Genomic DNA, 20,785 nt, shown 5'->3' with positions numbered 1-20,785 from the left:
ATCATCGTTCCCGAGGCCGCGCTGCGTGTCGGCCACATAAACTCGAAAGTGATCGTTCGTTCCGGGGGGAAACATGCACGAATCCGCTGAACCGCAGGGCGTGAGTCGACGGGGCGTTCTCCGCGGCGCCGCGTGGGGAGTCCCGCTCGTCGCCGTCGCGGCTGCGACGCCGCTCGCCGCCGCATCGGAGCAAGACGGCGGGACGCTCTTCCTCATCGGCAACGCCTATGAGAACGCCGGGATCTATCTGTCGGGCACGAACTACAACGGCGCGACGTCGACGATCGCGTATCCGATCAATTCTCTCCGGATCACCATCTTCCTGCCGGAGATCGACGGCATCGAAGACGCGCTGCTGAACACCTCGCCCAACTGGACCGCCTTCCGAGAGCGCAACGTCGTCACCTTGATGAACCGGAACGAGCTGGCCGCCGGAGCGGAGTCGGGCGACATCGGCAACGTGGAGATCACGGGTCCGTTCCCGCCGGGGAGTCCGTACACGATCTCGGTCGCCCCGGACACGGTCGCCGTGGAGTTCCGGGGGAACCTGCAGTACACCGGGACGTTCACGAGCTGATCCGTGCGTCCGGTGCGCAGTGCTCCCGCCGGCGTCAGACGACGGCCGAGCTCGCGCGGGCGAAGAGCGTGGGCGTCATCGTGATCGTGCGGTGCGTGTGGTCGGCGGGGTCGGAGATCTCCTCGTAGAGCACCTGGGCGGCGGTGCGCCCCATCTCGTGTCCCGGCTGGCCGACGCTGGTGATCGGGATCGAGCTGTCCTGCGCGAAATGGTTGTTGTCGTAGCCGACCACCGCGATGTCCGAGGGGACATGCATGCCGGCCAGCTGCATGGTCTGGATCGCTCCCGCGGCGAGGGCGTCGGCGGCAGCGACGAGCCCTTCGGGGCGCTCGCCGACGGGGCGCGAGCTGAGCATCTCGCCGAGCGCATAGCCGCCGCGCACGGTGATGCTGTGCGTCTCGATCGTCTCGAGATGGGCGTCGGCGACCTCGGCCACCGCCCGCTGCGCTCCGATGTGACGCTGGGCGATCGCGGAGAGCGAGAACGGGCCTCCGGCGAAGGCCAGACGTCGTAGACCCTGGTCGAGCAGGTGCCTGGTCGCGAGGTAGCCGCCGAGCTCCTCGTCGACGACCACGCCGCAGGCGTCGTCGTCTCCCGGCCAGTTCACGTGCACGACGGGCATGCCGCGGTGGCGGGCGGCACGAGCGGCATCGAGCGGTGCGTCGAGAGGGGCGAGGAGGATGCCCGCCACCTTCGCCTCCTCGAACACGCTGATGTACGAGTCCTGCTTCGCGAGGTTCACGTCGCTGTTGGCGAGGAGGAGGCGGATGTTGTGCGCGTCGAGCTCTTCCTCGACCCCGCGCGCCATGTCGACGAAGAACGAGTTGCCGACATCGACGACGACGAAACCCACGGTGTCCGCTCGCCCGGTGACGAGGGAGCGCGCGGCGTTGTTGCGCACGAACCCGAGTTCGTCGATGGCGTTCAGTACCCGCTCGCGCGTCTCCTGGGCGACGATCTGCGGATTGTTCAGCACGTTCGACACCGTGCCGAGGGCGACACCCGCGTGCCGGGCGACGTCAGCCATCACCGGGCGGGGCCGACTCGCGTCGGGGGAGGTGTTCATGTGTTCGTCGTCCGTTCGTCACGAATTGCCATTTGCATCTTGGAGCGCTTCAAGCGTACTATCTGAAGCGCTTCAAGTGTGTGATCAATGCGGCTCGCCCGTTTCAAGGAGGAAATCATGAAGCTGACCACAGCACGGCTCTGGAGACGCGGTGCGATCACCGCCATCGCCGGAGCATCGGCCCTCGCACTCACCGCATGCGGGGGCGGCGGGGGATCGACGGCGGGCACGGACTCGCTGTCCCTGTTCGTGAACGTCGAGAACACCGAAGTACCCGCCATCCTGGAGACGCTCGCCGGTAAGGCGTGCTCCGCCGAGGCCGACACCCTGCCGCTCGATGTCGAGACGGTGCCGCAGTCGAACCTCGACCAGCAGCTGCAGCTCAAGGCCGGCCAGGGCGACCTGCCGGTGCTCTTCAGCGCGGGCAACGCCCCTGCACTGACCAAGACTCTCGCCGATTCGGGCAACGTCGCCGACTTCGAGGAGATCCTCACCGACCTCGACGTGATCGACAACATCGAGCCCGCGGCGATCTCGACCATCGAGAACCTCTACGGCGGCTTCCGTGTGCTGCCCTTCGAATACAACGTCGAGGGCATCTGGTACAACAAGGCGATCTTCGCCGAGCAGGGCATCGACGAGCCGCAGACCTTCGACGAGCTCACCGCCGCCGCCGCGAAGCTCGAGGCCGCCGGCATCCAGCCGTTCTCCGCGAGTGGTGAGCAGGGCTGGCCGATCACCCGCCTCATCTCCGGCTACCTCTTCCGCGACCTCGGTCCGGACGCACTGCAGAAGGTCGCCGACGGCGAGGCGAAGCTCACCGACCCCGAGTACGTGGCCGCCGCGCAGGCGATCGCCGACCTCGGCGCCGAGGGCTACTTCGGCAAGGGCGTCGGCTCCATCGACATGGCCACCAGCGAGAACCAGTTCCTCAACGGCTCCGCCGCGATGTTCTACATGGGCTCGTGGTTCCTGAGCCAGGCGAACGACCCCGAGGTGAACCAGATCGGCGCCGAGAACGTCGGCTTCATGCCGTTCCCGGGCGTCGAGGGCGGTGCGGGCGACCGTTCGCAGCTCGCCGCCAACGTGGGCCTTCCCATCACGATGAACGCCAAGGCCGTGAACGACGACACCGAGGCGTGGCTGTCCTGCATCACCGAGAACTACGGCTCCGTGGCGCTCGAGCAGGAGAACCGCGTGTCCGGCTTCGCGCTGAACACCGAAGTCACCGATGTGCCGCCGCTCACGCAGCTCATCCAGGAGCAGGTCGCCGACACCGAGACGACCGTCCTCTGGTTCGAGGCGCTGTTCTCTGCGGAGGCCACGACGACGAGCCAGCGCAACGCTGCACCGCTGATCACCGGCAGTGTCTCCGCCGAGGAGTTCATGTCGATGATCCAGGCGGACCTCGACTAGCGAGAAAACGAGAGGGGGCGGCGTCCCCGCACGCCGCCCCCTCATCCTTCAGGAGAACGAATGCAGAACGTGCTGGGCGACCGCAAGGCGATCGCCATCCTTCTAGGCCCCGCCTTGCTCATCTACTCGGTGGTGATGCTCATCCCCGTGTTCTGGTCGCTGGGCTACACGCTGTTCGAGGGCAACGCCATCGTCGGCTTCGAGTTCGTCGGCCTCGACAACTTCGTCCGGCTGATCGGCGACTCCGAGGTGCACGCCGCCCTGCTGTTCACCCTGAAATACGCCGCCGTCGTGACCATCGGGCAGGTCCTGCTCGGGTACCTGCTCTCGCTCCTCTACGTCTTCGCGCTCAAGCGCGCCTCCGGCCTCGTCCGGACCCTGGTGTTCTTCCCCGTCGTCATGCCGACGGTCGCCGTCGCGCTGCTCTTCCAGCAGCTGTTCTCGATCGCGCCGACAGAGGGCGTCGTCAACTCGATGCTGTCGGGCCTCGGCGGGGTGCCCGTCGACTGGTTCGGTGACGGCGCGAGCGCGTTCATCGTCATCGCGATCATGGACATCTGGCGCTCCATGGGCTTCTACGGCGTGCTCCTCTACGCCGGCCTGATCGACATCCCCGAGGACGTGCTGGAGTCGGCCCGCCTCGACGGCGCCAGCGGATGGAAACTCGTCCGCCACGTGGTGCTGCCGCTCTCCGCCCCGGTGCTGATCTCGTCGCTGATCTTCTCGGTCAACGGGACCCTGAAGGTGTTCGACAGCGTGCTCGCGCTCACCAACGGTGGCCCGGGCACCTCGACCAGCCCGCTCACGATCTCCATGTTCGACAACGCCTTCACCTACGGCAACTACGGCTACGGCTCGACCATCGCGATGCTGCTCACCATCATCTGCCTCGTCGTGACCGTGTTCATCTTCCGTGCCAATGCCCGCACGGCGAAGAAGGGAGGCGTGGCATGAGCGCGTCGACACCCGTATCCCGCCGTGCGACGAGGATGCTCCGCCGCACACCCATCTGGCTGCTCGTCGCCGTGCTCCTGGTCGTCGTCGGCTACCCGCTGATCTGGCTGCTGCTGGGCTCGTTCAAGAGCCAGCGGGAGTTCCTGGAGTCACCCACCTGGGCGCTGCCCGAGCAGTGGAACTTCGACAACTACATCGTCGCCTGGGACACGGCCGGTCTCGGCCAGTCCCTCTTCAACAGCGCCATCACGGTGCTGCCGTCGCTCTTCCTCATGCTGCTCCTGGGCACCGCGGCGGCGTTCGCGCTCGAGGTTCTCGTATGGAAGGGCCGCAACGGGGTGCTCATCATCTTCCTCGCCGGCATCATGGTGCCGACGCAGATGATCCTGCTCCCGCTGTTCAGCACCTACTTCCAACTCGGGCTCACCGGCTCGCTGTGGCCGCTGATCATCACGTACACGGCCACCGGCCTGCCGCTGACGGTCTTCCTGATGGCGACGTACTTCCGGGCGATCCCGCGTGAGGTGTTCGAGGCGGCGACGCTCGACGGCGCCAGCATCTACCGGCAGTTCTTCTCCATTGCGCTGCCGATGATGAAGAACGGGCTCTTCACGGTCGGTCTCGTGCAGTTCTTCTTCTTCTGGAACGACCTGCTCATCGCGCTGACCTTCGCCAACTCCGGCGACCTGCGCACCCTGCAGGTCGGGCTGCTCAACTTCAACGGCCAGTTCGGCACGACCCAGTACGGTCCGCTGTTCGCCGCCATCAGCATCAACGTGTTCGCCCTCCTGATCATCTACCTGGTGCTCAACCAGCGCATCCAGAAGGGCCTGACGGCCGGAGCGGTCAAGGGATGAGCGCGCCCACCTCTGAAAGGACGTTCGTGAAGGTCTCCGCTCCCCGGTTCGAGCACATCGACGACACCCTCGGGATGGGGGCTCGCACGCCGCGACTCTCCTGGAAGACCGAAGCCCCGGAGGGCTGGACCCAGTACGGATGGCAGCTCGAGTGCGAGCGCGCGGACGGCACGGTCATCGCCTCCGGCAGCACTCCCGACCAGGTGCTCGTGGCGTGGCCGTTCGAGCCGCTGTCCTCCCGCGAGCAGGTGCGCGTGCGCGTGCGTGTCCGTGGCGAGGATCAGCGCTGGTCCGCCTGGAGCGACCAGACGACCGCCGAGGCGGGGCTGATGGATGCCGCCGACTGGGTCGCCGCTCCCGTCGGCGCGCCGTGGCCCGAGACGCCCGACACCGACCGTCGTCCGGCCCTCGTGCGGCGCACCTTCCGTCTCGACCGCCCGGTCTCCCGGGCACGCCTGTACGTCACGGCGCACGGGCTCTACGAGGCGGAGATCAACGGTGTGCGCATCGGCGACCACGAGTTCTCACCGGGGTGGACGAAGTACGACGAGCGTCTCGTGTACTGGACCTTCGACGTCACCGACGAGCTCGTCGAGGGCGAGAACACCGTCGGCGCCTGGCTCGGCGACGGCTGGTACCGAGGCCGCCTCGGCTTCAACGGTGGTTACCGCGATCTCTACGGCACGGACCAGGCCCTCATCGCCCAGCTGGAGGTCACGCACGACGACGGGACCACGACGGTCGTCGCGACCGACGAGAGCTGGTCGGCCGCGCCGAGCCCGGTCCTGGTGTCCGGACTGTACGACGGCGAGAAGCACGATGCCCGCGAGGAGCAGCCCGGGTGGTCGCGCCCCGGAGCCGGTGACGACGGATGGAGCCCCGTGCGTGTCGGACATCGCGACCCGGCGACGCTTGTCGCCCCGGCACTCCCGCCGGTCCGCTGCACCGAGGAGCTCGCGCCCGTCACTGTCACCCGGGTCGACGACACCACCCACCTGCTCGATTTCGGCCAGAACCTCGTCGGGCGGCTGCGCGTCCGGGTGCAGGGGCCGGCCGGGCACGTGATCGCGCTGCGCCATGCCGAGGTGCTGGAGCACGGCGAGCTCGGTATCCGGCCGCTGCGCCTGGCCGACGCCCAGGATCTGATCACGCTCGACGGGGGAGAACCGCGCTTCTGGGAGCCGAAGTTCACCTTCCACGGCTTCCGGTACGCGACGGTCACCGGTCTCGACGAGATCGGGGAGGGAGACGTGGTCGCCCGCGTCATCCACAGCGACATGCGCCGCACCGGCTGGTTGGAGACGTCGAACCCCGATCTGAACCGCCTGCACGAGAACGTGCGGTGGGGCATGCGCGGCAACTTCCTCAGCATCCCGACCGACTGCCCGCAGCGCGACGAGCGCCTCGGCTGGACGGGCGATGTGCAGGTCTTCGCGCCCACGGCATCCTTCCTCTACGACTCGGCCGGCTTCCTCGAGAACTGGCTCACCGACGTCGCCTTGGAGCAGCTGCCCGACGGCACCATCCCGTGGTTCGTCCCGGTGATTCCCGGCGGCCCCACGTGGAACCCGATCCGGACGGGGGCCGTGTGGGGAGACGTCTCGGTGCTCACGCCGTGGACGCTCCACGAGCGGTTCGGCGACCTCGAGGTGCTGCGCCGCCAGTACGACAGCGGCCGGAAGTGGGTCGAGCGGATGATCGACCAGTCCGGACCGTCACGGCTCTGGCGCGACGGTCATCAGCTCGGTGACTGGCTCGACCCGGCGGCACCGCCGCACGATCCGGCCGACGCGCGCACCGACAGGTACCTGGTCGCCTCCGCGTACTTCGCCTTCTCGACGCGGCGTCTGGCTGACAGCGCCAGGCTCCTCGGCCTCGCGGCCGACGCCGACCGCTACGCGCGGATCGCCGAGGAGGCGCGCGATGCCTTCCGCGCCGAATACGTGCGCGGGGACGGGACGCTCACGTCCGACGCGCAGACGGCCTACGCGCTCGCGATCCGATTCGGTCTGCTCAGCGTGGATGAGGAGGCCGTCGCGGGCCGCCGGCTCGCGACACTCGTGCGCGAGGCCGGCAACCGCATCGCGACGGGCTTCGCAGGGACCCCGGTCATCAGCGATGCGCTCACGTCCACGGGACACGTCGACACGGCCTACGACCTGATCCTCGAGACCGAGTGCCCGTCGTGGCTGTACACCGTGCGCATGGGCGGGACGACGATCTGGGAGCGCTGGGACTCGATGCTCCCGGACGGATCGATCAATCCCGGCGAGATGACCAGCTTCAACCACTTCGCTCTCGGAAGCGTCGCGGACTGGATGCACCGGGTCATCGGCGGCCTCTCGCCGGCGGCACCCGGATACCGTCGCATCGAGTGGGCACCGCAGCCCGGAGGTGATCTCGAACATGCCCGGGTGGCATTCGACTCGCCCTACGGCCTCATCGAAGGGTTATGGGAGCGTGTGGCCGAAGGGATCCGGTACTCGCTCTCCGTCCCCGCCGGTGTCGAGGGCACGATCCGCGTGCCGGGTCTCGACGAGCAGTACGTCGTATCGGGTGGACGGTTCGAGACCGTCGTCGCGGCGATCGACACGGTCGCCGCGTGACCGGCCACGTCGAGGCGACGCGGCCTACGCCGTCCTGAGCGCGCTCAGTCGCCGCCCGTGGTGGCCGCGATGCGCCGGTTGTGCAGGGCGAGCGCCACGAAGGCGATCCCCGGAACGACGAGCACGATCAGCACCGGCCACCGCCAGCCCTCAGCGGTGAGCATCACGGCTCCGAAGACCAGGAGACCCGCGCCGATCGAACGCATCGCGACCGAGCCGACGGGGGTCTCGGCCGGGTTGCGCCAGAACGGCACCGTGCTCGTCGCATTCGCACGCAGCGTCATCGCCAGGGCGGTCAGGAAGAGGATCGAGCCGGCCAGGGAGAGGAGCACACCGAACACGTTCATGCCTCGAACGTATCAAGGACGTCACGCGTCGCGTGGAGCGACGATCGCCGCTGGGGGAGCCATCGCGCTGGTCGCGCTCAACGCGCGGGTGCCGCTCGGCGCGCCGCCCCGCGCCCGCTGACTGCTAGCCGCCGTAGGGGCGCACGCAGGTGTCCTGCGCCGCGCTCTGTCCATCGAGGTTCTCGGGGAGTGGGTCTGCGTCGGCCGGTGGTTCCTCCTCGGTCGCACCGTCGTCGGGTTCGGAGCTCGGCGGGTCTGTGTCTCCGGACAGTTCGCTGCCGCGGCCGGTGCGGTCGGCGCCGATCGACACGGTGTCACCGGCGCGCACCCGCTCCAGCAGGGTGGCCGCGGCGGCCTCGTCGGGGACCACACGGTCGCCCGCGGGCAGGTGCGGGTACGACACGAACGCGATGTTCTCGAGGGGGAGCTCGCTGAACACTTTCGCCATCGAGGTCAGCGTGCCCAGGTCGGCCAGCTGCGTCGAAAGCGTCATGTTCCGCGTCGCCGCATCGGCGATGCTGTAGAGCTTCACCGGATCGGTGAGGGTCGACTGGTCGCGCAGCGTGCGCACGAGAGAGGATAGTAAGACCTGCTGGGTGGAGATGCGGGCGAGGTCGCTGCCGTCGCCGACGCCGTAGCGGGAGCGCAGGAGCGCCAGGGCCTGCTCGCCGCTCAGGTCGTACGTCCCCGCGGCGGGGATCTCCAGCCCGGAGTGCCGATCGTGGATGGGTCCGGCGAAGCAGATGGGGACGCCGCCGACGGCGTTCGAGGCCTCGATGACGCCGGTGAAGCTGATCTCCGCCGCGTAGGCGAGGTCGATGCCGGTCACCGCGGTGACGGTGGAGGTGACGCAGCCCAGTCCGCCGCGGGCGAGCGATTCGTTGAACTGCACCCGCCAGCCCGCGTTCCAGGTGCTACCCGTCTCGGGATCGGTGCACGCGGGGATGTCGACGAGCAGATCGCGCGGGAAGGAGATGACGGTGGCGGCGTCGTGCGCCTCGTTCACGTGCAGCAGGAGGGTGACGTCGTTCCGGCTGCCTTCGACATCGCCGCCCTCCCCGTACTGGACGCCCTGCCCGGCGCGGCCGTCCGATCCGACGAGCAGCACGTCGAACTCCCCGTCGAAGTCGGCCACGGCGGGAGGCTCCTCGCTGTCGCGTACCGGCTGCAGCTCGACCGTGGTCACGTTCTGGGACAGCCGGATCGCCGCGATCGCGACCGTGCCGCCGGCGATGATCAGGATCCCGACCGCAGTCAGTGTGAGGAAGCGCCGCAGGCGTCTCCGGCGTCGTCGGCTCGGAGAAAGGGGAGGGGGGAGACTCATGGGAAGACCTCTCGACATGGGCGAGCAGCCATCGTCGAGGACGAATGTCACACGAGTGTCACAGGCGAGGAAGGGTCACGCGGAACGTCGCGCCGGGGGAGCGGGGGAGCAGCGCGAGCTCCCCGCCGAGGAGCCGCGCGTTGTCGCGGGCGATCGCGAGTCCGAGCCCAGTGCCCACACCGTCGGAGCGCGAACGGTCGGTGGTGACGAAGCGGTCGAACACCCGTTCGGCATCGGGCTCGCCGATGCCGGGGCCGTGGTCGCCGATGTCGATGTGCAGCATGTCGCCGTCTTCGTGCACGCGGACCGTGACGGGCGGGCGACCGTGCCGGGACGCGTTGGTGAGCAGATTCGCCACCACGGTGTGCAGCCGCGACGAGTCGGTGCGGATCCGAAGGTCCGGGGCGACCGACAGTTCGGCGACGTCGACTCCGGTCGCATCCACGACGTCGGTCAGCAGCTCCGCGAGCACGACGGTCGTGCGGTGCACGCGCGCGACCCCGGCATCGAGGCGGGAGAGTTCGAGCAGGTGCTCGATCAGGGAGTGCAGGCGGCGCGTTCCGGCGCGCACGACCGCAGCGGCGACCGCCCGCTCCTCCGCGGTCGCCTGCTCCTCGTCGTCGAGGAGCTCGTCGACCGCGATCATCGAGGTGAGCGGTGTGCGCAGCTCGTGGGCGACGTCGCTGACCAACTGCCGGGACTCCGCCTCACGGCGCTGCAGCTGCCCGATGGTGTCGCCCAGACGTTCCGAGGAGAGGTGGAGGGCATCGGCCACGCGGTCGACGTCGTCGAACGACGGCTTCCATTCCGGCGGGCCGTCGCCGGATCCGACCGCATGAGCGGTGTCGACCAGGCGTCGAAGCGGGCGCGTCAACGCACCGCCGAGCAGACGCTCGAGCAGGACGACGAGGACCACGACACCCCCGCTGAGGAGCGCGCCCGAGACGATGAGCTCTCGCACCTGCTCCTGCTGCGGCTGCATCGAGTACGCCGTGACGACGGCGAGGCGGGCGCTCGGATCCTGGGGGAGATCGTCCCGGACGGTCGAGACGAAGAACACTTCACGATCGTCGAGCGTGGTCATCAGCGAGGTCAGATCGCCGGAGCGACGGCTGTCGTCGATGCCCAGCGCATCCGGCACCTGACCCGGACGGAGCTCTCCGGCGCTGCGGCCACTGTCGAGGTCGATGATGACGGTCTCGCCGGGGAGGATCTCGGCGTAGTACTTCCACGTGTCCTTCGGGGACGCGGTGGAGATGGAGGTGAAGAGGGCGTCAGCGGTCGTGGAGAACTCGTCGAGCAGGCCCTCCTGCCGCGACTCGTACACGATGCGCCCCGCGGTGAACACGACGACACCGGTGACGAGCACCGAGACCGCGATCGTGCTGCCGACGAGGGCGAGGGCGATGGCCGTGCGGAGGGTGGGGCGACGACGGCGTGCGGTCATCGCAGCCGGTATCCGATCCCCCGCATGGTCTCCAGCTGTGGCGTCGCGACCTTCGCCGCGGTCAGCTTCGCACGCAGCCGCTGGATGGCGGTATCGACCACCCGCGGAGTGTCGGGTGGCGACTGCGCCCAGACCGCGTCGATCAGGTGCGAGCGGCTCAGGGCATGACCGTCGTTCAGCGCCAGCTCATGCAGCAGGCGGAACTCGGTGGGGCTCAGCGGCAGGGCTTCGCCGTCGGCCAGTGCCTCCGCGGAGTCCTCATGCAGTTCGAGTGTGCCGACCCGGAGCGGCTCCGCGGTGAGACGGGAGCTGCGGCGCAGGACCGTCCGCAGGCGCGCTTCGAGCACGGCCACACTGACCGGCTTCGTGATGTAGTCGTCTGCTCCGGCGTCGAGGCCGATGACGATGTCCGCATCCTCATCGCGCGCCGTGAGCATGACGGTCGGGAAGCCCCATCGGGTGCGGATCTCGCGGCACAGCGAGAACCCGTCGCCGTCGGGGAGCATGACGTCGATGATCGCGACATCCGGAGCGATCCGTTCGGCGAGCAGGCGGGCGGAGGCGACGTCCTCGGCGGTGTCGACGGTGTGACCGCGGCGCCGCAGGGCGGTCGTGAAGCCGAGGCGGATCTCCGCATCGTCATCCACGAGCATGACCTTCATCAGGCGCCCACCTCCTCGGCCATCGCGCGCTTGCGATGTTAGACGCCTGCGCCCGTGCAAGTGCTCCATACGGCGACCGGCAGGGGCGCAGGAAGGCGCCAGGTCGAGCCGCTACCCTCGGGGCATGCGCCGATTCCTTGTCCTCCCGCTCGTGCTCGCCGCCGGCCTCATCCTGGCGGGCTGCTCGCAGGTGACGCAGATGGCGGGCGACGCTCTCGGCGTCGACGTGCAGGCTGCCTGCACCACCATCGACGACGCGTACGGGCAGTACCAGTCCCTGCTCGATCAGGGGGAGCTCTCGGCCGAGCAGGCGGATGCCGCGCGCGACGACCTGGTCGCCTCGCTCAACGGGCTGGCCGAGAACACCGACGGTCAGCTGGGCGACCTCATCCGCTCGGGTGCGGAGAAGATCGGCGGGATGACCGATCTGCAGGCGCCCGAGACAGTCGAGGCGATCGAGCAGCTCAAGAACTCCGCCTCCGCGTTCTGCGGCTGACCGCGAGAGGTGCTCGCCGATCGCATCGGTGTCAAGGGGCGTGCCACTGCGCCTGCACCGTCGTAGCGTCGGACCGACATAGACGTCGTCCCGCATGCGCGGGGCCTGCGGCGTCTGCCCACGGGAAGGAACGCACATGAGTGGTGGAAGCGACGACATCCGCACCGACCGGAACGACATCAGCACGGAGCCGGGCCCGGGTGCAGAGGAGAACGACAACCTCGGCGCCGAGGACGGCAAGGGGAACCCGCCCACGGTGGTCCCGAGCGACGGAGGCGACACCGACGACGCCGATGTCCTCGCGGAAGACCCCGAAGACGGCTGACCGCGCTCCTGGCCGACGTCTCAGTTGAGGCGTTCGGTCAGGATGGTGAGCTTGATCACCGCTGAACGCCCGCATGCATGCGCGAACTGACGCTGAGTCCAGTCGCTAACATTATACTTCGGGGTCATTCGGGAATTGGATCAAGAGATTTCCGAGGTTGTGAGGAGTTCAACGTGACCGAAGCGCGCACCACGCGTCCATCAGGCGCAGTCATCACTGGCTGGGTGGCAGTTCTCTTCTGCGGAGCTCTCGCGTTTCTCAACGCGACGATCGCAACCGAAGTTGGATTTCGGGTCTTCTTTCTCGTCTTTGGGGCAATCCTCGTTGTCGGGGGGATTTGTCTCATCGCACGCTGGTACCGCGTGAATTCGAAGATCAGCAAAGCCCCGAACTGATTCAAGTCGGACGAGCACGCAGAAGGAGGGGACGACCGGACTGGTCGTCCCCTTGTTCTTGCCCCGGGTGGCGAATTCCGCAAGGACCGCCAGAGGGAGACGAGTCCGGGCCGTCGCCAAGACGGATCCGAGGCGCCGACCGGTTAGGCCGTGACCTGCGCAGCGGAGGAGTTCGATCGCTTCGCCGCGGCCGGCGTCGCCCGCTGCATCGCATAGGCCCAGGTGGCGAGACCCAGGAGCGGACCCCAGAGCCAGAACGGGAACATCAGAAGCACGTACACGGAGTTCTCCACGGTGCCCACCCCTTCCAACGCGAACTGGATGCCGGCGGCCGTGAACAGGACGCTGACGAGGCTCGCCGGGACGATGGCCAGCCCGGGCGGCACCGATCGCCCGCCGAGTCCCGCGAGGAAGCGGGGGAACCGCTCGCCCCAGGGCAGGATCAGGCCCAGGGTGAGCACGCCTCCGGTGAGCATGGCCGCGCCGAGCGCAAGACCGAGCACGCGGACCGAGGGGTCTGCGGCGAACATCTCCGCGCCTCCGCCGAACAGCGGCCAGGGCGTCAGCCAGCTCGCGCGGGCGAACGCGTAGGGGAGGGCGCACGCGGCCGCCACGATCGTGATCGCGCGGCGGTGCCGGAGCGCCTCGCGCGCGAATCGGCTTCGGCGGGACGACGGATCGGCGATCATCCAGATCAGCAGGCCGGCGGCCGCGGCGACATGCGCGAGTGCCAGACCGGCCTGCGGGAGGATCATGCCGTAACTGCCCAGGATCTGTGGGACGAGCGGCCCGGCCCCGAGTCCGATGGCGGCGTAGGCGAGGGCGCCGACGACCCCGGCGGCGAGGAGGAGACCGAGCAGCGGACGGCGCAGCACCGTGAGGACGATGAGGACCAGGGCGCCGACGATGACCATCATGGCGAAGGTGTAACCCGCCGCGGCGATCACCCCTCCGGGCATCGTGACGGCGAGGAGCCCCCCGGCCACGAGACCGACCGTGTGCAGGAGCCACCGCGGCACGGCGCGGTTCACGAGGTCACGAGTCGCCAGTGCGGACACGGATACGAGGAGCGCGGCGAGCGCCCCCGTGAGGGAGAGCGCGAGTTCGACGCCGTGACCGAGGTTGCCGACGAGGCTCGAGGGCAGTGCGTCGGTGCCGGGGGCGAGCATCCTCACGAGGCTGGTGGCGGTCACGGCCAGGGCGCCGACTGCGGCGGCGAGGAGGACGATGATGCGTGTGGGAATGGACATGCTTCCACGCTAGGAACGCGTTCCGCCGCCGACTTCGACCGCAGGGGTCATCCTCCTCACCCGCAGGAGTGAACCTGCGGGCGCAGAGCGGTCAGCGTCCCGGGCGCAGCAGCCCGTTCTCGTATGCCCAGATGACGACGTGCACCCGGTCGGGAACGCCGAGCTTCGCGAGGACGGCCTTCACATGCGTCTTCACCGTGTTCGCCGAGAGGAACAGCGTCCGAGCGATGTCGTCGTTCGAGGCGCCGGTGGCGAGAGCGCGGGCGACCTCCTGCTCGCGAGGGCTGAGGGCGGCGAGCGCCGACGCCGGGTCTGCTCCGGGGGCCCCGTCGCGAACGAACCCGATCAGTGCCTCGGTGGCGCGTGAGGACATCACCGACTCGCCGGAGGCCACGGCGACGGCGGCATCCGCGAGTTCCGCCGGGCTGGCGTCTTTGGTGAGGAAGCCGCTCGCCCCCTCGCGGATCGCCGCGTATACGTACTCGTCCAGGTCGAAGGTGGTGAGGATCAGGACCCGGGTGGCGGGCCGGAGCCGCAGCACCTCCCGGGTGGCGGCGATGCCGTCCATCCCCGGCATCCGGATGTCCATCAGGACCACGTCGACGGCATGAGCGCGCACATGCTCGATCGCTGCTTCGCCGGACGACGCGGTGGCGACGTCCGACAGGCGCGGATCGCGCGAGAGCATCAGCGCGATGGCGGTGCGGAACAGCTCCTGGTCGTCGACGATCAGAATGCGCAGGGTCATCCGATGCTCCTCTCGGTCGGAAGATCCACCGTGACGATCCATCCCCGCGGATCCCGTCCGTGCGCGGTGAGCGTGCCGCCGGCGAGCCGCACCCGCTCAGTGATGCCTACCAGGCCCACGCCGCTGCCGAGATCGGTCACGACCGGGCCCGACCCTCCGTCGTCTTCGATCGTTGCCTGCACCCCTTCCGGTCGCCAGTCGATCCGCACCTCGATGGCGACCGGAGGCGCATTGTGACGGATCGCGTTCGTGAGCGCCTCGCGCACCGCATGATGCAGTGCCAGCGCGGCGTCGGCGCGAAGTGGAGCCCTGGTGCCCGACTCGCTCAGCCGCACGTCGGTCGAGGGAGTACGCACGCCCTCGACGAGCTCCTCCAGGGAGTCGACGGTGGGCAACGGCTGGCGCGGGGCATCGTCGGCGACGACCGAACGCATTCCGCGCAGAGCCTCACGGCCGGTGTCCACGACGATCCCGAGAGCAGCGTCACTCCGGTCGGGGTCGTCGGCGCGCACCGTGCGGGCGACCTCGGCCTGCGCGATCATCACCGTCATCGAGTGCGCGACGATGTCGTGCAGGTCGCGGTTGATCCGTCCGCGCTCATCCGCGATCGCCTGCGAGACGCGCGCCGCCATCCGCTCCTCGGCCTGGTCACGCCGCACCCGCAGGACCAGCCCCAGCGCCCAGGCCGCCGCGATCGCACCGCTGAGTCCGAGGAACGCCCCAAGGCGGAGCTCCGGATCGTCGAGTCGAAGCTCGGTGAAGGCGATGAGGCCGGCGCCGAAGATGCCGCCCGCCAGCGCCGCGATCCGCACGCTCGAGCGGGTCTGCGCGGCGACTTGGCCGATGACGAGCAGGTAGGCCGCGGCCGAGGGGAGGAAGGCTCCGGATGCCGCGCGGATACCCGGGACGAGCACGAGTGCGCACATGACGGCGTTCGCGATCACGATCGCGGCGACCGGGTGCCGCACGGCGAGCAGTGTCGTGAGGTGGAGCACCACGTACAGGGCGATCATGAGCGCGAGGATCCAGGGCTCGGGGCGCGTGGCCGGCTCTGTGAGGATCGCGATGCTCGACGGCAGCAGGATCACGAGGGCGATGAGCGCCACGATGACGTCGACACGCAGCCAGGCGTGCCGACGGGGACTCGCGACAGAGGCCTCGGACCGCATCGCCCTCATGCTCTCACGCGGCTTCGCGGCGGCGGATCACCCCTCCGGGTGAGTGGCGAGCGGCGGCGCAGTCGGCGGGACGAGGGCTTCGGCGACGGCCTCCGCGACGATCGCGCTGGCGCGGGCATCGAGATGGATGCCGTCCGGATGCCGCGTGACGGATCGGCGGGTGACGTCGAAGACATCGATCAGGTCGACCCCCAGCCTGCTCGCGACGGCGCGCACGATCGGGGCCACCTCGTCGGCGATGATCCGCTCGTGGACCCCGCGGCGATTCGGGAACGCGACGGGTGGAGTCAGCAGGAAGACGGTCGCGCCGCGCGTGCGGTAGCGCTCGACGAACGCGGCGAGCTGGGTCTCGTAGCGCTCCGCATTCCAGTTGTCGCCGCGGGCATCGTTCGAGCCGAGCATGACGAGCACGATGTCCGCCCCCGCGTGCAGAGACGCCGTGGCCTGGGGAGTCGCGTCGTACGGCCAGTCGCCTTCGTGCTGCAGCGTGCACCGATTCACGCCGTAGTTGAGCACCTGGTATCCGTCGCCGAGGAGCTGTTCGAGGCGGCCCGGGTAGGACCGGCGGCCCCGGCCTCGGAACAGCATCCCTGCACCATAGGTGTTGCTGTCACCGACGGCGGCGATCCGGATCCGGTCTTCCCGGGAGCGGGGCAGCGGCGGGTACATGACGCGTCTGTAGACGACGCCGACGACGGCCGCGAAGGCAGCGACCGCCGCCGCGATGGCGACGAGGGGTTTCCCGGTCAGGCGCGTGCCGGTCATCGAAGCGATCTGCCGATCTCGTCACGGATCATCCATCCATCCTCTCTCAATCGCCGTCTGACGGGGCTGCACGCGGGAGACTGTCTCCGAGGCCTGCACGCACGAGAGGAGAACGATGACGACCGTCTTCCCCCGTTCCGTCTCGGTGGTCATCCCGGTGCGGAACGACGCCGTCCTTCTCGAGCAGTGTCTGCGCGCTCTCGAGCGGCAGACCCGCAGAGCCGACGAGGTCGTCGTCGTCGACAACGGCAGCACGGATGACACGGTGGCGGTCGCCGAGCGATTCGGCGCACGCGTCGTGACCGAGCCCGTGCGGGGGATTCCCCGGGCGTCCGCGGCGGGGTACGACGCGGCGACGGGCGACATCATCGCGCGGTTGGACGCCGACTCGCGCCCGAGGCCCGACTGGATCGAGCGGATCGAGCGGATCTTCCGCAGCCGCGACGGCCTCGACTTCCTCACCGGCGACCCGAGCTTCTACGGCTCCACGCCGCTGGTGCACTGGATGGGGGAGCACCTCTACATCGGCGGCATGTACACGGTGCTCACGCCGCTGCTCGGGCATGCCCCGCTGTTCGGCTCCAACATGGCGATGCGCGCCGAGACCTGGCGGTTGCTGAGCGGCGAGGTGCACCGGGAGCCGCAGAACATCCACGACGACTTCGACCTGTCCTTCCATGTGCGTCCGGAGATGACGGTGCTGCGGGACCGGAGTCTCGTCGTCGAGGTGTCGGCGCGCCCGTTCCGGGATTGGGCGTCGCTTCGACGTCGGCTGAGCTACGTGCTCCCCACGGTCCGGCTGCATCTGTCGCACGAGCCGCTGCGCGTGCGGCGACGGGCGCGGCGTGACGCTGATGCGGAGGCCCTCCGCGGCTGAGTCAGCCGTCGGCGCGCGCGTAGAGATCGAGCAGGTCGGCGGTGAGCTGATGCGGAGTGGTCTCGCTCGGGCTGTGCCCGGTCGCGAAAGCGCGGAAGTCGGCGCCGATGTCGTGGGCGTAGCGTTCGTGGGCGGCCAGCGGCCACAGGTCGTGCGAGCCGGCGACGACCAGCTTGGGGATCGGCAGCGCCCGCACGCGGTCACGTACATCCGGGGCGGCCATCATGAGCCCGACGATCTCGTCGACGCTGCGCCTGCGCGTGAGCGCGAACCGGGAGCGGACGAACTCGAGCCTCCGGGGCGGGACCCGGTTCTTGTTCGTCACGATCCCCCAGATCATGAGACCGGCACCGCGACGTGGGCTCGCGATCGGCGCGATCGGGCCCAGCCACTTCATGGTCGCGAACACGTTGCCCACGCCGGGGGGAGTGGTCAGGAGCGCCAGGGACAGCACGAGGTCGGGGCGACGGACGGCGACCAGCTGCGCGACCGTGCCCGCGAAGGAGTACCCCAGCAGATGAGCGGGGCTGTCGGCTTCGAGGAAGGCGATGAGGTCGCCGATGAACAGCTCGTACGTGTAGCTCGTGTGCGCGCCGGCGGCGTGGGACTCGTACTGCCCGGCGAGATCGAACGACTGCACGAAGAAGCCGGCCTCCGCCAGGAGCGGCAGCATCAGGGCGAAGTCCTCCTTGGAGCCGGTCGCCCCGGGGACCAGGACCACGCGCGGATGCGCGGGATCGCCCAGCGACACCACGGCCAGCTCGCCGCTCGGCGCTGAGAACCGCGAGGCCGTCGACCCGGGCGGCGGCACCGTCCAGTCGACGTCGCCGATCGCCGCGTCGAGGTCTGCCGGGGCGATGTGCGCCCGCTCACTCCGCGATTCCGTCGACACGCTGACACGGTACCGCTCGGGGTGCCCGCCGAGAAGGAAGAGCGCCGTCACTGTCGGATCTCCCTGCACTGCCGACAGTGGGCAGAGAGTCCCTCGGGGCCGCCGGGCGACTCTGCGCCCGGTCATGCGCACAAGGAAGGCGGCCCATGAAGCCGAAGAAGTTTGTCCCTGTCCTCACGATCACCGCGATCGCGGCGGTCGCTCTCGCCGGATGCTCCGGGGAATCGGCGGGCCCGCAGCAGGGCGTGTTCGAGTTCGAGTCGGCCTACGGCGATTCGACCACGGGTGAGCTGCTCATCCGCGTTCCGGAGGCTCTCATCGAGGCCGCGGGCAGCGATGCCGACGCACTGCTCGTGCGTGAGGTGCGGGCCACGCCCCGCGAGCTCGACGGCGCGCAGTACTGTGCCGTCGACCTCGCCATGACCTACGCGGGCGATGCGCCCGACGTGCTCACGGAGCCGTCGATGACCCGGGCCGAGCGGGAGGCGCAGGCGGAGGACGAGTTCGAGCGTCGGCTGACCGGCGACTTCGGCGTGAGCACCGAGGAGGAGGCGCTCGCGAACGGCGCGGATCCCGCGCACATCGAAGAGCTGAAGGAGGTCGCCGGCATCGGCGCACCCTTCACGCCGACGCCGGCGTGGGCTCCGCTGATGGCCGCCGTGCCGGTCGCCGATCTCGACGACGCCGATGCCGCACCCGGGCTCTACCACTCCGACGACTACGCGACCCTGACGCTGGTGCAGGACTGTGCGGCATCCGCATCGGATTACGACAACAGCACCGAGTTCTGGCTCCCTGCGATCGCCGATGACGGCGGCATCACCCGGTTCGCCGGTATGAACCTCGCCGTGATGACGTCGGGCACGATGTTCGTCCACGAGGCGGAGATCTCCAGCTACGTCCGTGACTCGGAGGGCAACTGGATCGCCAGCTGACGGCGGTTCCGCTCCGTGTGTCGGGGGTTCCTCTCATCGTTCCGGTGAGAGGAGTCCCCGATCGCGCTCCAGCGTCGTGCGAGCCAGTCCGCGAGCCACCTCGAACGGCGCGCCGAACGTCTCCATGCCGACCGTGACGATGGCGCCCTCGTAGAGCAGCATCAGGGCCTTCGACATCAGGTCGGGGTCCGCGGCGCCGGCCTCCCGGCAGAGCTCGGCGAAGAGGTCGAGCAGCCAGGCCTTCTGCCGCGCGACTTCGGGGAAGACCGGGTGGCCGTCGTGGCCGTCGCCGATCTCGGCGCGTGCGTTGATCGCGCTGCACCCCTTCGGGCTGTTCTCGTCCGACCAGGTGATCGCCGCGTCGAACACGGCGAGCACGCGCTCGATGCCGGGCTCCGGTACGCGGGACAGGTGCTCGGCGACGTGTGTCCGCCATCGTGCATCGCGGTGCTGGAGGTAGGAGACGACCAGTGCCTCCTTGGAGCCGAAGCGGTCGTAGAGGGTCTTCTTGGTGACGCCAGCGGCCTCGGCGATCGTGTCGACGCCCACCGCGTGGATGCCGCGCTCGTAGAAGAGCAGCGACGCCGCGTCGAGCACGCGGGAGGCGCCAGGGGTGAGCGGGGCGAGGTCGGGAACGGGGACGGCCATGCCCCGAGTATACCAACCTGTATAGTCGAGGGATTGGGTATACAGATCGGTATAGTTCGAGTCGGCGTGACGATCGCGGCATCCGTGGCCTTCGTCGTCACCTGGAGCTCCGGATTCCTCGTGCCGGCGATCGCCGCCGTCGAGGTGCCGCCGCTGACGCTGCTCGTCTGGCGCTTCGTTCCTCTCGCTGTGATCCTGCTCGCCGTGGTCGGCTTCACCGGCGCGGGGCGGGACGTCACCCGCGCTGATGTGGGACGGCAGGCGCTCATCGGTCTCTTCGCCCAGTTCGGATACTGCACCGCGGTGTACGCGGCCGTCGCCTCGGGCGTCGCCACCGGCACCACGGCGCTGATCGACGCCGTGCAGCCGCTCATCATCGCCGTCCTCGTCGGTCCGCTGCTCGGACTGCGTGTACGCGGGGCGCAGTGGGCCGGGCTTCTGATCGGCGCGGCGGGCGTGCTCCTGGTGGTGCGCTCGCAGCTCGACGACTCGACTGCGCACCCCGCCGCCTACGTCTGGCCTGCCCTCGCCATGGCCAGCCTCATCGTCGGCACCTTCCTCCAGCGCCGTTCGGAACCGCGTACGGGCACGCTTGTCACGCTCACCATCCACGTGAGCGTGACCGCACTGGCCCTCGTGCCGGTCGCCGCAGTCTTCGGTGCCCTCGCGCCGCCGGCATCCGCATCGTTCTGGATCGCCGCCGGATTCGCCGCTGTCTTCCCGACGCTTGCCGCGTACGGGCTCTACTGGTGGCTGCTGCGCCGGGTCGGCATCACGGCTCTGAACGCGCTGCTCTTCCTGATCGCTCCGACGACCGCGCTGGCCGGAGCGCTGCTGCTGGGTGAGCCGCTCACCCTCGTCACCCTCGGCGGATTCGCCCTCTGTGCCGCCGGTGTGACCGCGGTGCTCGTGAGCGAGACGCGCGCCGTGCATAACTCCTCAGAATCGTCGGGAGATTCGCGATCCGGGGCTCTGGGCTCGGTTTCGCGCGCGTTCATTGAGGAGTTGTGAACACCCTCT

General features: G+C 69.2%; 22 protein-coding genes. 11 read left to right on the top strand and 11 right to left on the bottom strand.

Annotation, left to right across the window (positions count from 1 at the left end; translation table 11 throughout):
• Window positions 1–73 precede the first annotated feature (73 nt).
• Window positions 74–577 carry a hypothetical protein gene (locus OC372_RS08155; RefSeq protein ID WP_262001459.1) on the top strand — a complete coding sequence of 168 codons (504 nt, stop codon included), beginning with the start codon at window positions 74–76 and terminating at the stop codon, window positions 575–577.
• A 34-nt stretch (window positions 578–611) separates the two neighbouring features.
• On the opposite strand, the gene OC372_RS08150 is transcribed toward OC372_RS08155, so the two are convergent.
• The gene (locus OC372_RS08150; protein WP_262001458.1) at window positions 612–1,643 is read right to left on the bottom strand and encodes a LacI family DNA-binding transcriptional regulator; all 1,032 of its coding nucleotides are present in this window, start codon (window positions 1,641–1,643) and stop codon (window positions 612–614) included.
• 117 nt (window positions 1,644–1,760) lie between these two features.
• On the opposite strand from OC372_RS08150, the gene OC372_RS08145 reads away from it, so the two are divergent.
• Genes OC372_RS08145 through OC372_RS08130 form a run of 4 tightly spaced genes read left to right on the top strand, consistent with a single transcriptional unit; the run spans window position 1,761 to window position 7,476 of the window.
• Window positions 1,761–3,059: an ABC transporter substrate-binding protein gene (locus tag OC372_RS08145; protein WP_167634614.1), complete on the top strand. Its 1,299-nt coding sequence runs from the start codon at window positions 1,761–1,763 to the stop codon at window positions 3,057–3,059.
• A 60-nt stretch (window positions 3,060–3,119) separates the two neighbouring features.
• Complete coding sequence (locus OC372_RS08140; protein ID WP_215070205.1) at window positions 3,120–4,013, top strand: carbohydrate ABC transporter permease; 894 nt, start codon at window positions 3,120–3,122, stop codon at window positions 4,011–4,013.
• The gene (locus OC372_RS08135) at window positions 4,010–4,870 is read left to right on the top strand and encodes a carbohydrate ABC transporter permease (protein ID WP_262001457.1); all 861 of its coding nucleotides are present in this window, start codon (window positions 4,010–4,012) and stop codon (window positions 4,868–4,870) included. Before OC372_RS08140 ends, OC372_RS08135 begins: the two co-directional genes overlap by 4 nt.
• Entirely contained in the window at window positions 4,867–7,476 is a 2,610-nt protein-coding gene (locus tag OC372_RS08130) for an alpha-L-rhamnosidase (protein ID WP_262001456.1), read from the top strand. Before OC372_RS08135 ends, OC372_RS08130 begins: the two co-directional genes overlap by 4 nt.
• A gap of 44 nt (window positions 7,477–7,520) precedes the next feature.
• Here the strand turns inward: OC372_RS08130 and OC372_RS08125 are convergent, their stop codons facing one another.
• The 4 genes from OC372_RS08125 to OC372_RS08110 form a co-directional block, all read right to left on the bottom strand.
• Entirely contained in the window at window positions 7,521–7,823 is a 303-nt protein-coding gene (locus OC372_RS08125) for a hypothetical protein (protein WP_262001455.1), read from the bottom strand.
• A gap of 124 nt (window positions 7,824–7,947) precedes the next feature.
• Window positions 7,948–9,147 (bottom strand): LCP family protein, encoded by a 1,200-nt coding sequence (locus tag OC372_RS08120; protein ID WP_262001454.1) that lies wholly within the window; start codon window positions 9,145–9,147, stop codon window positions 7,948–7,950.
• Window positions 9,148–9,205: 58 nt separating this feature from the next.
• On the bottom strand, window positions 9,206–10,594 hold the full coding sequence (locus tag OC372_RS08115) for a sensor histidine kinase (RefSeq protein ID WP_262001453.1): 1,389 nt from the start codon (window positions 10,592–10,594) through the stop codon (window positions 9,206–9,208).
• The gene (locus OC372_RS08110) at window positions 10,591–11,256 is read right to left on the bottom strand and encodes a response regulator transcription factor (RefSeq protein WP_051662591.1); all 666 of its coding nucleotides are present in this window, start codon (window positions 11,254–11,256) and stop codon (window positions 10,591–10,593) included. The genes OC372_RS08115 and OC372_RS08110 overlap by 4 nt, the downstream gene beginning before the upstream one ends.
• A gap of 124 nt (window positions 11,257–11,380) precedes the next feature.
• On the opposite strand from OC372_RS08110, the gene OC372_RS08105 reads away from it, so the two are divergent.
• From OC372_RS08105 to OC372_RS08095, 3 genes are all read left to right on the top strand, one after another.
• A complete protein-coding gene (locus tag OC372_RS08105; RefSeq protein ID WP_262001452.1) occupies window positions 11,381–11,752 on the top strand; it encodes a hypothetical protein in 372 nt (123 codons plus the stop codon).
• A 136-nt stretch (window positions 11,753–11,888) separates the two neighbouring features.
• A complete protein-coding gene (locus OC372_RS08100) occupies window positions 11,889–12,077 on the top strand; it encodes a hypothetical protein (protein WP_091028620.1) in 189 nt (62 codons plus the stop codon).
• A gap of 173 nt (window positions 12,078–12,250) precedes the next feature.
• The gene (locus tag OC372_RS08095) at window positions 12,251–12,472 is read left to right on the top strand and encodes a hypothetical protein (RefSeq protein WP_146114817.1); all 222 of its coding nucleotides are present in this window, start codon (window positions 12,251–12,253) and stop codon (window positions 12,470–12,472) included.
• A 143-nt stretch (window positions 12,473–12,615) separates the two neighbouring features.
• Here the strand turns inward: OC372_RS08095 and OC372_RS08090 are convergent, their stop codons facing one another.
• The 4 genes from OC372_RS08090 to OC372_RS08075 form a co-directional block, all read right to left on the bottom strand.
• On the bottom strand, window positions 12,616–13,722 hold the full coding sequence (locus OC372_RS08090; RefSeq protein ID WP_262001451.1) for a hypothetical protein: 1,107 nt from the start codon (window positions 13,720–13,722) through the stop codon (window positions 12,616–12,618).
• A 91-nt stretch (window positions 13,723–13,813) separates the two neighbouring features.
• Window positions 13,814–14,470, bottom strand: coding sequence for a response regulator (locus OC372_RS08085; RefSeq protein ID WP_262001450.1), 657 nt, complete (start codon window positions 14,468–14,470; stop codon window positions 13,814–13,816).
• Window positions 14,467–15,639 (bottom strand): sensor histidine kinase, encoded by a 1,173-nt coding sequence (locus tag OC372_RS08080; protein WP_262001449.1) that lies wholly within the window; start codon window positions 15,637–15,639, stop codon window positions 14,467–14,469. The genes OC372_RS08085 and OC372_RS08080 overlap by 4 nt, the downstream gene beginning before the upstream one ends.
• Before the next feature lie 36 nt (window positions 15,640–15,675).
• Window positions 15,676–16,413 (bottom strand): GDSL-type esterase/lipase family protein, encoded by a 738-nt coding sequence (locus OC372_RS08075; protein WP_262001448.1) that lies wholly within the window; start codon window positions 16,411–16,413, stop codon window positions 15,676–15,678.
• 115 nt (window positions 16,414–16,528) lie between these two features.
• On the opposite strand from OC372_RS08075, the gene OC372_RS08070 reads away from it, so the two are divergent.
• Window positions 16,529–17,290 (top strand): glycosyltransferase family A protein, encoded by a 762-nt coding sequence (locus OC372_RS08070; protein WP_262001447.1) that lies wholly within the window; start codon window positions 16,529–16,531, stop codon window positions 17,288–17,290.
• 1 nt (window position 17,291) lies between these two features.
• Here OC372_RS08070 and OC372_RS08065 read toward each other — a convergent pair whose 3' ends face one another.
• Window positions 17,292–18,182 carry an alpha/beta fold hydrolase gene (locus OC372_RS08065; RefSeq protein ID WP_262001446.1) on the bottom strand — a complete coding sequence of 297 codons (891 nt, stop codon included), beginning with the start codon at window positions 18,180–18,182 and terminating at the stop codon, window positions 17,292–17,294.
• Window positions 18,183–18,328: 146 nt separating this feature from the next.
• Here OC372_RS08065 and OC372_RS08060 point away from each other — a divergent pair, with 146 nt between their 5' ends.
• Complete coding sequence (locus OC372_RS08060) at window positions 18,329–19,117, top strand: hypothetical protein (RefSeq protein WP_262001445.1); 789 nt, start codon at window positions 18,329–18,331, stop codon at window positions 19,115–19,117.
• A 33-nt stretch (window positions 19,118–19,150) separates the two neighbouring features.
• Here the strand turns inward: OC372_RS08060 and OC372_RS08055 are convergent, their stop codons facing one another.
• The gene (locus OC372_RS08055; RefSeq protein WP_105710564.1) at window positions 19,151–19,765 is read right to left on the bottom strand and encodes a TetR/AcrR family transcriptional regulator; all 615 of its coding nucleotides are present in this window, start codon (window positions 19,763–19,765) and stop codon (window positions 19,151–19,153) included.
• Between the two features lie 66 nt (window positions 19,766–19,831).
• Between OC372_RS08055 and OC372_RS08050 the strand changes: the two genes are divergently transcribed.
• The gene (locus OC372_RS08050; protein WP_262001444.1) at window positions 19,832–20,776 is read left to right on the top strand and encodes a DMT family transporter; all 945 of its coding nucleotides are present in this window, start codon (window positions 19,832–19,834) and stop codon (window positions 20,774–20,776) included.
• The last annotated feature ends 9 nt before the right edge of the window (window positions 20,777–20,785 follow it).

The sequence above is a fragment of the Microbacterium sp. Mcb102 genome, from assembly GCF_024519805.1.
GTDB lineage: Bacteria > Actinomycetota > Actinomycetes > Actinomycetales > Microbacteriaceae > Microbacterium.
The sequence above is the reverse complement of the archived record's forward strand: the minus strand, read 5'-3'. Positions and strand labels throughout refer to the sequence as shown.

Bases quoted from the DNA above. Each gene is read 5' to 3' on its own strand.
- OC372_RS08100 (WP_091028620.1), top strand. From the start codon at position 11,889: ATGAGTGGTGGAAGCGACGACATCCGCACCGACCGGAACGACATCAGC.
- OC372_RS08145 (WP_167634614.1), top strand. From the start codon at position 1,761: ATGAAGCTGACCACAGCACGGCTCTGGAGACGCGGTGCGATCACCGCC.
- OC372_RS08125 (WP_262001455.1), bottom strand. From the start codon at position 7,823: ATGAACGTGTTCGGTGTGCTCCTCTCCCTGGCCGGCTCGATCCTCTTC.
- OC372_RS08075 (WP_262001448.1), bottom strand. From the start codon at position 16,413: ATGACCGGCACGCGCCTGACCGGGAAACCCCTCGTCGCCATCGCGGCG.
- OC372_RS08085 (WP_262001450.1), bottom strand. From the start codon at position 14,470: ATGACCCTGCGCATTCTGATCGTCGACGACCAGGAGCTGTTCCGCACC.
- OC372_RS08130 (WP_262001456.1), top strand. From the start codon at position 4,867: ATGAGCGCGCCCACCTCTGAAAGGACGTTCGTGAAGGTCTCCGCTCCC.
- OC372_RS08115 (WP_262001453.1), bottom strand. From the start codon at position 10,594: ATGACCGCACGCCGTCGTCGCCCCACCCTCCGCACGGCCATCGCCCTC.
- OC372_RS08060 (WP_262001445.1), top strand. From the start codon at position 18,329: ATGAAGCCGAAGAAGTTTGTCCCTGTCCTCACGATCACCGCGATCGCG.
- OC372_RS08135 (WP_262001457.1), top strand. From the start codon at position 4,010: ATGAGCGCGTCGACACCCGTATCCCGCCGTGCGACGAGGATGCTCCGC.
- OC372_RS08090 (WP_262001451.1), bottom strand. From the start codon at position 13,722: ATGTCCATTCCCACACGCATCATCGTCCTCCTCGCCGCCGCAGTCGGC.
- OC372_RS08105 (WP_262001452.1), top strand. From the start codon at position 11,381: ATGCGCCGATTCCTTGTCCTCCCGCTCGTGCTCGCCGCCGGCCTCATC.
- OC372_RS08055 (WP_105710564.1), bottom strand. From the start codon at position 19,765: ATGGCCGTCCCCGTTCCCGACCTCGCCCCGCTCACCCCTGGCGCCTCC.
- OC372_RS08140 (WP_215070205.1), top strand. From the start codon at position 3,120: ATGCAGAACGTGCTGGGCGACCGCAAGGCGATCGCCATCCTTCTAGGC.
- OC372_RS08080 (WP_262001449.1), bottom strand. From the start codon at position 15,639: ATGCGGTCCGAGGCCTCTGTCGCGAGTCCCCGTCGGCACGCCTGGCTG.
- OC372_RS08120 (WP_262001454.1), bottom strand. From the start codon at position 9,147: ATGAGTCTCCCCCCTCCCCTTTCTCCGAGCCGACGACGCCGGAGACGC.
- OC372_RS08150 (WP_262001458.1), bottom strand. From the start codon at position 1,643: ATGAACACCTCCCCCGACGCGAGTCGGCCCCGCCCGGTGATGGCTGAC.
- OC372_RS08070 (WP_262001447.1), top strand. From the start codon at position 16,529: ATGACGACCGTCTTCCCCCGTTCCGTCTCGGTGGTCATCCCGGTGCGG.
- OC372_RS08110 (WP_051662591.1), bottom strand. From the start codon at position 11,256: ATGAAGGTCATGCTCGTGGATGACGATGCGGAGATCCGCCTCGGCTTC.
- OC372_RS08155 (WP_262001459.1), top strand. From the start codon at position 74: ATGCACGAATCCGCTGAACCGCAGGGCGTGAGTCGACGGGGCGTTCTC.